At 41.1% G+C, this 9,823-nt stretch carries 13 protein-coding genes; 8 read left to right on the top strand and 5 right to left on the bottom strand.

The window, feature by feature from the left end:
* From HN459_05970 to HN459_05985, 4 genes are all read left to right on the top strand, one after another.
* On the top strand, positions 1-426 hold a 426-nt coding region (locus HN459_05970; protein MBT3478995.1), incomplete at its 5' end, for a sugar nucleotide-binding protein.
* Positions 423-1,139, top strand: coding sequence for a polyprenol monophosphomannose synthase (locus HN459_05975; protein MBT3478996.1), 717 nt, complete (start codon positions 423-425; stop codon positions 1,137-1,139). The genes HN459_05970 and HN459_05975, both read left to right, overlap by 4 nt.
* 122 nt (positions 1,140-1,261) lie before the next feature.
* Positions 1,262-2,215: an acetyl-CoA carboxylase carboxyltransferase subunit alpha gene (locus HN459_05980; GenBank protein MBT3478997.1), complete on the top strand. Its 954-nt coding sequence runs from the start codon at positions 1,262-1,264 to the stop codon at positions 2,213-2,215.
* Positions 2,215-2,625: an acyl-CoA thioesterase gene (locus tag HN459_05985; protein ID MBT3478998.1), complete on the top strand. Its 411-nt coding sequence runs from the start codon at positions 2,215-2,217 to the stop codon at positions 2,623-2,625. The genes HN459_05980 and HN459_05985 overlap by 1 nt, the downstream gene beginning before the upstream one ends.
* Here the strand turns inward: HN459_05985 and HN459_05990 are convergent.
* The 5 genes from HN459_05990 to HN459_06010 form a co-directional block, all read right to left on the bottom strand.
* The gene (locus HN459_05990) at positions 2,612-3,490 is read right to left on the bottom strand and encodes a DMT family transporter (protein MBT3478999.1); all 879 of its coding nucleotides are present in this window, start codon (positions 3,488-3,490) and stop codon (positions 2,612-2,614) included. The two genes, HN459_05985 and HN459_05990, sit on opposite strands and share 14 nt — an antisense overlap.
* Positions 3,487-3,807, bottom strand: coding sequence for a redoxin domain-containing protein (locus HN459_05995; protein ID MBT3479000.1), 321 nt, complete (start codon positions 3,805-3,807; stop codon positions 3,487-3,489). The genes HN459_05990 and HN459_05995 overlap by 4 nt, the downstream gene beginning before the upstream one ends.
* A gap of 36 nt (positions 3,808-3,843) precedes the next feature.
* Positions 3,844-4,053 carry a hypothetical protein gene (locus HN459_06000; GenBank protein MBT3479001.1) on the bottom strand — a complete coding sequence of 70 codons (210 nt, stop codon included), beginning with the start codon at positions 4,051-4,053 and terminating at the stop codon, positions 3,844-3,846.
* 2 nt (positions 4,054-4,055) lie between these two features.
* A complete protein-coding gene (locus HN459_06005; GenBank protein MBT3479002.1) occupies positions 4,056-5,654 on the bottom strand; it encodes a methylcrotonoyl-CoA carboxylase in 1,599 nt (532 codons plus the stop codon).
* Between the two features lie 97 nt (positions 5,655-5,751).
* Positions 5,752-6,606, bottom strand: a complete 855-nt coding sequence (locus HN459_06010) for a hydroxymethylglutaryl-CoA lyase (GenBank protein MBT3479003.1) — start codon at positions 6,604-6,606, stop codon at positions 5,752-5,754.
* A gap of 128 nt (positions 6,607-6,734) precedes the next feature.
* On the opposite strand from HN459_06010, the gene HN459_06015 reads away from it, so the two are divergent.
* The 4 genes from HN459_06015 to HN459_06030 are packed head-to-tail and all read left to right on the top strand — an operon-like array spanning position 6,735 to position 9,787.
* Positions 6,735-7,469: a YebC/PmpR family DNA-binding transcriptional regulator gene (locus HN459_06015; protein MBT3479004.1), complete on the top strand. Its 735-nt coding sequence runs from the start codon at positions 6,735-6,737 to the stop codon at positions 7,467-7,469.
* Positions 7,470-7,501: 32 nt separating this feature from the next.
* Positions 7,502-7,981, top strand: a complete 480-nt coding sequence (gene ruvC / locus HN459_06020) for a crossover junction endodeoxyribonuclease RuvC (GenBank protein ID MBT3479005.1) — start codon at positions 7,502-7,504, stop codon at positions 7,979-7,981.
* Positions 7,978-8,583 (top strand): Holliday junction branch migration protein RuvA, encoded by a 606-nt coding sequence (gene ruvA / locus HN459_06025; protein ID MBT3479006.1) that lies wholly within the window; start codon positions 7,978-7,980, stop codon positions 8,581-8,583. The genes ruvC and ruvA overlap by 4 nt, the downstream gene beginning before the upstream one ends.
* A gap of 7 nt (positions 8,584-8,590) precedes the next feature.
* Entirely contained in the window at positions 8,591-9,787 is a 1,197-nt protein-coding gene (locus HN459_06030) for an aminotransferase class I/II-fold pyridoxal phosphate-dependent enzyme (GenBank protein MBT3479007.1), read from the top strand.
* Positions 9,788-9,823 lie beyond the last annotated feature (36 nt).

Here is a 9,823-nt window from a genome sequence, read left to right on the forward strand (position 1 = left end):
ATCCTCAGGGCTAATGTGGTTTATAGTTATACGAAGCGTACGCAAGCCAGTTTTGTAAAATGGGTCGTGGATTCTCTCACTGATGGAAAGCAAATTAATGTGGTGAACGATCAATGGAATAATCCCACATGGACGGAATCTTTGGCTACGGTTATTGGGGTCATTATTAACAAAGAGGCACTTGGCCTTTATCACTATGGTGATAAAGGGCTGATGAACCGCTACGAGTTTGCCCAATTGATCGCAAATGTCTTCGACCTAAATGATGCACTTATAAAGCCCATCTCCACGGCAGAATTGAACCAACCTGCGCCACGTCCTTTAAAGAGCGGATTGAAAACTGAAAAAATTGAATCAGCGCTGGGAATCGTCCCTAAATCTGTTGAAACTTGTTTAATGGAAATCCGTAAGCAATTGTCCAGATGAAAACACTAATCATATCACCCACTTATAATGAGCGCAAAAATGTGGCCACACTCATTGAGCATGTATTCACTATTGATCCAAATTATCATTTGCTCATTGTTGATGATAGTTCTCCCGACGGAACTGGCGATATCGTTAGAGAGCTACAGTCCAGATTTCCCAATCTCCACTTGGAGACTAGAGTTAAAAAGGATGGTCTTGGAAAAGCATACATATATGGTTTTAAATGGGCTTTAAAAAGGGATTATGATGTTATCGTTCAGATGGATGCAGACATGTCCCACGACCCCATGGATATTCCACAAATGGCGCAATATTTAAGCGAATTTGACATGGTAATCGGTAGTCGCTATATCCAAGGTGTCAGTGTTGTGAATTGGCCCATCCGCAGACTAGTCATGAGTTATGGGGCCAATCTATATTCACGTATTGCTACAGGGATGCCGTTGAAGGATGCCACGGGTGGTTACAAAGTTTGGTCGAAAAAAGTGCTTGAAGCTATTGAATTGGATAATGTGAAATCGTCTGGGTATTCCTTCCAAATTGAGATGAATTTCCGTGCATGGATCAAGGGCTTTAAAATGAAAGAGCATCCGATTATTTTTATTGACAGGACGATTGGTGAATCGAAAATGAGTCGGTCTATTATGTTCGAGGCGGTGTGGATGGTTTGGCGATTGCGAATTTGGCGTATATTTGGGTGGAATAAATAATGTGGAAAATCGCCCACGAAACATGCTAAATACACGAAAAATATTAATATTATTTTCGTGCCTTTTCGTGTATTTAGTGGGCGAATAACCAACTTAGATTCAACTTCAATTTTTGAAACACTATGGCAGATTATTACTTAGAATTTGAAAAGCCGATCCAGGCGATTGATCAGAAAATCCTCGAGCTTGAAGCCGATGACAGTTCAGCGGACCATTCTTCTGAACTTTCAACACTCAAGGCTAAAAGGGAATCGTCCTTAAAAAAGATATTTTCAGGACTTTCTCGCTGGCAACGCGTCCAATTGGCCCGCCACCCGCAACGTCCCTTTTCATTGGATTATATTAATGCACTCGCTCCGGATTTTATTGAACTTCACGGCGATCGTTATTTTGGTGATGATGCGGCAGTCATTTCTGGCATGGGCACGATTGATGGTGTAAAAGTTGTTATTATTGGACAGCAAAAAGGCCGAAATACCAAAGAAAATCTATTTCGCAATTTTGGCATGATGCGTCCCGAAGGATACCGAAAAGCACTCCGAATTATGAAATTGGCGGAAAAATTTAGATTACCCATTATTTCTTTGATTGATACACCGGGCGCCTATCCTGGACTTGGGGCTGAAGAGCGTGGACAAGGTGAAGCTATTGCGAAGAATCTTTGGGAAATGTCGAAAATGAAAGTACCCATTATTTCTGTCGTAATTGGCGAAGGAGCCAGCGGTGGTGCTTTGGGAATTGGAGTATGTGATCGCATGCTCATGCTAGAAAATACATGGTATTCTGTTATTAGTCCTGAAGGTTGTGCCTCTATCCTCTGGCGGGATGCTGCTAAAGCGGCCGAGGCAGCCGATGCCATGAAAGTTACCCCTGACGACCTTATGAATATGGGTATTTGCGACCGAATTATTGAAGAGCCTCTTGGTGGCGCTCATCGTGAATTTGATGCAATGGCGACAATCCTGAAAAATGTTTTATTAGAAGAAATCGCCAATTTGAAAGATGTTGAACCTAATTCCTTCTTAGAACGGCGCATTGACCGTTATGATAAAATGGGTGTTTATACAGAATCCTGATGGTCACCTTCGACTATCATACCAAAATATATTATAAAGATATCGACCAAATGGGCGTGGTCTATTACGCTCGCTATTTCGAATATTTTGAACAAGCACGCACCGAACTCCTCAATAACATTGGACTGGTTGTAACAAAAATAGAGAATGAAGGTTATTATCTTCCCGTCGTATCAGCCACTTGTGATTATAAAGAGGGGGCCAAATTCGAAGATGAAATTATCGTCCGTACCATGATTAAGGATCTACCTCGATCTCGAATGAAAATAGAATATGAAGTATATAGAAAATCCGATAATAACTTATTGGTCACTGGTCATACGATTCACGGATTTATAAATAAAGATGGGAAGCCAAAACGACCACCTAAATCTTTAGTAGATACTCTCCGATCTCTTATTTCCGATTGACCAAGTAAACAGCAACAATGGCTAATCCACCACCAAGCATGGTGGACCATGGCAATGTTTCTCCCAGCAAAAGGACTGAAAATCCCATGGCGCTAACGGGTACTACATACATAAAAGAGGACGCTTTTTCAGATCCGAGTTTCATTGCAGTCAGCAGGAATATTGTTGTACCAAACCCTAGTGACCCTACCGAAATTAGAAGAAAATTCACCCAGAATATTCGATCGAACGAAAAAACAGAAAGAAATCCATCCCAGGGGACGAATGGTGTAGCAATAATCGCGGAAAAGATATATAGCCATAAACTGAAATTCAATACGTGGAGTTCATCCTTTGTTTTTTGGGATGCGACAGTTACTCCGGCCCAGAGGAATGCCGCCAAGATGAAATAGATATTACCCGAATCAAATAGATTTTGTAGATTAATTTCCCATACTCTGAGTAGGGTCAATCCTCCTAGAATTCCAATTCCTATCCCCATCGCTTCTTTAATATGAATGTCTTGTTTAAAGATCTGTAGCACAAGTAAATAGGTAACCAAAGGGCTTAAGGTGGGGACGATAACGCCGCCCAAGGCGGCCATGCCAATTTGGGTACCTTTAAAATAATTATAATTATATATCACTAAACAGACAGCTGCGATAATTACATAAGCCAGTGATCTTTTTGGAAAAACAGCTTTAATTCCCATATACATCATAATGGGAATCATTGTTATGGCGGCAAGAATGAATCGCCATGCCATGAGGAGTTCTGGGTCAGCGTATCGGCCGGCAATCTTGGCATTTGGCCATGATATACCCCAAATCAGCATGGCAAATACCATGGCGATATAGAGTTTGGAATTTGATTGAAGCTTTGTCAATCGTTCAATTTGGCCAATTCAAAAAGAATCTTCTCATTGGATGGCCGCTTCGAATATGTAAGTGCCACGTGAGCAAATACAACTTTTCTATCTTTATTTATAACAAAGGTACTGGCGTAAGGAATACCTTCGTGTTTCCCACCTTTATAACGGGGATCCGTGAGTCCAAAAGTATCAATAATCTTATGATCTTTATCCCATAGAAGGGGAAAGGTGATGGGATGGCCCTTTTTTGCATTTCGTTTTTTAAAGGCGCCGCTTGTTTTGGATGGCTCAATACTTAATGCCCATATTTCAGCATCTTTTGGAAGTTCCATCTTAGATAATTCGGCTAACTGCCGACGGCAATGGGGTCACCAATAACCACGGAAAAAGATTAAGACGAGATTCTTTTTCCCTTTTAATTTTGATAATTGTCGAATTTCTTCAGTGTCATCCAATGCAGAAAAATCGGGTACAGTTGAACCGGGAATAATTTTGATTTGATCGTAAGAAACAGTATCCGCTTGAGCGAAAAGGGAAATGGGTAAAAAGAAGATAAATATGGGTTTTAAGAATTTCATAATTACATCCGAAATACTGGGAATTGATGGTCTGAAATAGGTGCATTTCCTACAGCTCTTAATGCTTTTCCTAAAATGGTACGTGTCTCTAATGGACTGATTATACCATCATCCCACAATCTTGCACTGGCATAATATGGATGACCTTCTTTTTCATATTTTTCTAAAATGGGTTTTCTGATTGCATCCCATTCGTCTTCGCTCAATTCTTTACCTTCAGCTTTATGTTGATCTTTTTTTACTGTAGCCAATACATCCGCTGCTTGTTCTCCACCCATGACGGATATCCGTGCATTGGGCCACATCCATAAAAATCGTGGCTGATAGGCGCGGCCACTCATGGCATAATTCCCCGCACCAAAACTACCGCCAATGATGATGGTCATTTTCGGTACGTTGGCCGATGCTACTGCCTGAACTAATTTGGCACCATCTTTCGCAATACCACCTTGTTCAGCTTTGGTGCCTACCATAAATCCTGTGATGTTTTGTAAAAAAAGTAATGGTAGTTTTCTCTGGCAACATAGTTCTACAAAGTGAGCACCCTTAATGGCTGGTTCACTGAATAGGACACCATTGTTGGCAATTATTCCCAAGGGCTGTCCTTCAATCTTAGCAAAGCCGGTTACCAATGTTTTTCCATAATCGGATTTAAATTCTTGAAATTCTGAACCATCGACTATTCGTGCGATAATTTCCTTTACATCAAATGTGGTGCGGTGATTCTTGGACACGATACCAAAAATTTCATCCGCATCATATTTAGGTTCTTCAAATTCAACCTTTGAAGCGGGAACATTTGGAAAATGATTTATAATATTTCGAACAATCTCCAATGCTTCATCATCATTTTTCGCAAAATGGTCTGCAACACCGCTGATTTGGGTATGCATCTTAGCGCCACCCAATTCTTCTGCAGTGGCATCCTCACCGATGGCTGCCTTAACCAATGGAGGTCCGCCTAAAAAGATGGTGCCCGTTTTATTTACTATAATCGCTTCGTCACTCATTGCAGGGACGTAGGCACCTCCTGCTGTACAAGAGCCCATAACGGAAGCAATTTGGGGAATACCCTTTGCACTCATTTGGGCCTGATTATAAAAGATACGCCCGAAATGATCGCGGTCGGGAAACACTTCATCTTGTTTCGGTAAAAATGCGCCGCCACTATCCACCAGATAGATACAAGGGAGGTGGTTTTCCAATGCGATTTCTTGCGCCCGTAAATGTTTTTTAACTGTAAGGGGATAGTAGGTGCCACCTTTAACAGTTGCATCGTTGGCCACAATAACACACTGGCGACCGTGGACAGTAATAATGCCTGTGACAATCCCGGCGGCAGGGACATAATCGTCATAAACGTCATGGGCTGCAAAAGCTGAAAATTCTAAAAATGTTGAATCCGGATCACGGAGATTATCAATTCTGTCACGCGCTGTGAGTTTACCTCTGGATTGATGTTTCTCTACCCGTTTGGCCGCTCCCATTTTTTTGATTTCTGAAAGATGACTCTCAAGGTCTTTGGCCAATTCAGAATGATATTCATTGTTGGATTTAAATTTATCGGAATCAGGTTTAATGCGTGTTTTGATAATTGACATATTATTTATGGAGCCCTTTTTAGTCTTTCCCTTTTTGGGGAAGATTTAGATGGGAAATTTAATAATGGGGTATTTCTGATTTTTGTACGATTGAAATTTATTGCTGAATGATGGATTGGATGAATGTGCCAGCCACCCTCAATTTATCAAGATCAATGCCCGTTTCAAACCCCTGTTCTTTGCAGATGCGGGCCACAGTTTCGGTGGCAATATTGCCACTGGCGCCGGGGGCATAAGGGCATCCGCCCACACCGCCGGCACTCGAATCTAAAATGCGTAAACCCATACCGAGGCCAACGGCAATATTCTCAGCCGCCATGTTAAATGTATCGTGCATGTGGAGGGCAAAAATTTCTGGCGGCCAATTATCGAGGATAATCTCCAAGAGATATTCCACATCTTCAGGGGTTGCTTTCCCAATCGTATCTCCCAAAGATATTTCATGGACCCCAAGATCCAATAGATCTTGCACAACTTTAACGACCGCTTGGGCACCTACATCACCCTCATATGGGCAGACCCAACAAGTGGAAATATAACCTCTTAAGCGGAGGTTGTTTTCTTCACATAATGGCACCATTTCTTCAATTCGGCGAATGCTTTCTTCAATGGAGCAATTGGTGTTTTTTTGTGAAAAAGTTTCACTGGCGGCAGTAAAAATTGCGACGGAACTATAACCGCACTTTAGGGAAGCTTCAAGTCCTTTGAGATTGGGAATAAGGGCCGTATATACAGTTTCATCATTACGATTAATGTCGGATGACACTTTTGTTGCATCCGACAGTTGGGGTACCCATTTTGGAGATACAAAACTGGTAACTTCAATCTCAGGACATCCCGCATCTGTGAGCATATTTATGTAAGCAACTTTATCCTCAGTCCTAATGGATCGTGAAATATTTTGGAGTCCGTCCCTTGGACCGACTTCAACAATGCGAACTTGATCAATCATTTAGTCTAAGCCTTTCATTACGGTGATGGATGTTGTTTTAGGTGCCATTTCTCTTAATCACTAGGTTGGGAATACGGTTTGTATAGTCGTAATTTTGCGTTTCAATTATTATCATTACAAGGGAATTTATGTCCGGACATAGCAAATGGGCGACGATCAAGCGCAAAAAAGCGGCAATTGATGCTAAGCGCGGAAAAATATTTACAAAACTAATTAAAGAATTAATGATTGCTGCCCGAGATGGTGGTGGTGATCCTGAAGCAAATCCACGACTTCGCCAAGCAATTTCCACTGCAAAAGCAGCCAATATGCCCAATGATAATATCAACCGTGCCATTCTAAAAGGAACGGGTGATCTGGAAGGTGTTACTTATGAGGAGTCCACTTACGAAGGTTACGGCCCCGGCGGAGTGGCTATTTTCCTTGAAGTTCTGACAGATAATAAAAAACGAACTGTAGCAGATATCCGCCACCTCATGAATAAACACGGTGGCAATTTGGGTGAAAATGGTTCTGTTGCTTGGATGTTTGAAAAACAGGGCCAAATTTCTCTTTCTGCTGACGGTTTGGATGAAAATACAGTTTTCGAGGAAGCACTCGAAGTAGGCGCCGATGACTTTAGCAATAATGACGGAGAATTTATTATTACCACAGTACCTTCCGAAACGGTAAATGTCTCCGATGCCCTTTCAGCCAAAGGATATGAAATAACATCATCTGCTGTAGAAATGGTACCGAAAAATACCGTAAAAGTTGAAGGGAATGATGTGGGCCGTCTTATGACTTTAATGGAAGGCTTAGAGGAGAATGAAGATATTCAAAATCTCTATTCTAACTTTGATTTAGATGAAGCAGACCTGTAACCTGTAAGTGCATCAAAACTTCGGTGGCAGTAATACAAAGAGTAATCGGCGTAGATCCAGGATTGAACATAACTGGTTTTGGTATCTTGGATTACAAAGGTAACGATATTCGGGTTGTGGCTTACGGCACCATCAAACCGCCGGCCAAAGAATCTTTACCGAATCGATTGGAATATCTTAATAGTCATATGAATGAATTATTAATAAAATTTGAACCAATTGCCATGGCCATAGAGGATACATTTTTTAGTCAGAATGTAAAATCTGCATTATTGTTAGGCCAGGCTAGGGGTGTTTTGTTATTGGCGGGAGCTTCCAATGGGATTCCCTCAGTGGATTATGCGCCAAGGAAGGTAAAACAGTCCGTAGTGGGGAATGGTGCCGCCGATAAGAAACAAGTTCAATACATGGTAAAACAAATTTTAAAGATGGACGAATTGCCAAAACCATTAGATGTTTCTGATGCTTTAGCCATTGGCTTATGTCACATAAACCAAAATAAATATATATGAGCTTAATGGATTCCATTTCAGGCAAGCTATTTGCCAAAAGTCCCACAGAAGCTATTATAGATATTGTTGGTATTCGTTTTCGGATTCGCATATCAATCTCTGCTTATGAAAATTTGCCAAATATTGGCGAAGCTGTGGCATTGTTAACGCACCTCCATGTGAAGGAGGATATTCTCGATTTATATGGATTTAAAGACGATGCAGAGCGATCACTATTTATGAATCTGAATACTATTAGCGGTATCGGTCCGAGATCTGCCATGAATATTTTGTCCGGCACTAATCCTGACGAATTTAAAAGTCGCATCGTTGCCGGGGATGTGAAGTCTCTTACAGTTATTCCGGGGATTGGTGCGAAAACAGCCAAACGAATCATTGTTGAGTTGAAAGAAAAATTTGCAGCTGATTTTGATGGTAAAGACGATTTGGGATTCACGGATGATGAAGATTCATTAATGGTGAAAGATGCCATTAATGCGCTGCAATCTTTGGGGTATAAGCAAGCGCAAGTGAATAAAACATTGAAAGACTTGGAGATGGCCGGAGATTTATCTGGTGGATTAGAAGAAATTATTCGAAAAGCATTAGCGAAAATGATTTGAGGAGAATATGAAATACGCAGACCAAATAAAAAAATTAGGAACTGAAACAGCATTTGCTGTATCGGCGCAAGCTCGAGCTTGGGGCGCTAAAGGTCATAAAGTATATCCCTTTCACTTGGGTGACATAAATTTGGCGACGCCAGAGAATATTGTTGAAGCAACTTTAAAAGGCATTCGTGATGGAAAGACAGGATATTGTCCATCAGAGGGCATTTTGCCCTTAAGAGAAGCGTTGGCTATAGATGTGGGTACGCGAAGAGGTGTATCCTATGGCCCGGACAATGTGTCCATCCAACCTGGCGGAAAACCTACAATTGGAAAATTTATTGCTGCTGTAATGAATCCCGGAGATGAGATTTTATACCCAAATCCCGGATATCCCATTTATGAATCACAGATTGAATACCAAGGTGGTTGCGCAGTGTCTTATAGTTATATCCAAACCGACACTGGTTTTGACATTGATATTGATCGTTTAAAAGCGTCCATTACAGAAAAGACCGTGGCAATTATTTATAATAATTATCAAAACCCAATTTCAGCTGAATCTTCTGTGAAAGAGATGGAAGCGGTAGCAGCGCTGGCGATTAAATATGATCTTTGGGTTTTGGCCGATGATGCCTACTTTGAAATGATTTACGAAGGAGAAGCTAGGTCGATTGTATCTATTCCGGGAATGCAGGAGAGGACAGTTATCTTATATACATTTTCAAAAAAATATGCCATGACCGGTTGGCGAGTAGGTGGTGCTATTGGACCTGAAAAGATTATTAAAATAATATCTAAACTGAATGTGAATGCGGAATCGTGTACCACACATTTTATTCAAGCTGCCATGGCAGAAGCCATAACTGGTGACCCCTCTGGTGCGAAAAATATACTGGATACTTTGAGAGAAAGGCGTGATGCCACTGTGGCTGGGCTGAATACTATCGACGGAATCAATATTCCAACACCGAGGAGTACCTTTTACCTTTTTCCAAACGTGTCTGAAATTATGAAGCGCAAAGGATTTGATAATATAGGGCAGCTCCAGATTGGAGCGTTGGAAAACTCAAATGTATCTTTTTGCACGCGTGAACACTTTGGGCGTCCCTTGTTAGAAGAAACTGAATTCTTCATTCGTTTTGCCTATTCCGGCATTACAGTGGAAGATATCAATGAAGGTATGAAAAAGTTGAAAGAGTATTTCGAAGCATCATGAAAAAAACGCCATTATATGATAAACATATAGCTTTGG

This window comes from Candidatus Neomarinimicrobiota bacterium (assembly GCA_018647265.1).
GTDB lineage: Bacteria > Fidelibacterota > Marinisomatia > Marinisomatales > TCS55 > TCS55.

Excerpts from the sequence above, each read along its gene's own strand:
- HN459_05980 (MBT3478997.1), top strand. The coding sequence starts at position 1,262 with ATGGCAGATTATTACTTAGAATTTGAAAAGCCGATCCAGGCGATTGAT.
- HN459_05975 (MBT3478996.1), top strand. The coding sequence starts at position 423 with ATGAAAACACTAATCATATCACCCACTTATAATGAGCGCAAAAATGTG.
- HN459_05985 (MBT3478998.1), top strand. The coding sequence starts at position 2,215 with ATGGTCACCTTCGACTATCATACCAAAATATATTATAAAGATATCGAC.
- HN459_06015 (MBT3479004.1), top strand. The coding sequence starts at position 6,735 with ATGTCCGGACATAGCAAATGGGCGACGATCAAGCGCAAAAAAGCGGCA.
- HN459_05995 (MBT3479000.1), bottom strand. The coding sequence starts at position 3,807 with ATGGAACTTCCAAAAGATGCTGAAATATGGGCATTAAGTATTGAGCCA.
- HN459_06030 (MBT3479007.1), top strand. The coding sequence starts at position 8,591 with ATGAAATACGCAGACCAAATAAAAAAATTAGGAACTGAAACAGCATTT.
- HN459_06005 (MBT3479002.1), bottom strand. The coding sequence starts at position 5,654 with ATGTCAATTATCAAAACACGCATTAAACCTGATTCCGATAAATTTAAA.
- HN459_06010 (MBT3479003.1), bottom strand. The coding sequence starts at position 6,606 with ATGATTGATCAAGTTCGCATTGTTGAAGTCGGTCCAAGGGACGGACTC.
- HN459_06000 (MBT3479001.1), bottom strand. The coding sequence starts at position 4,053 with ATGAAATTCTTAAAACCCATATTTATCTTCTTTTTACCCATTTCCCTT.
- ruvA (MBT3479006.1), top strand. The coding sequence starts at position 7,978 with ATGAGCTTAATGGATTCCATTTCAGGCAAGCTATTTGCCAAAAGTCCC.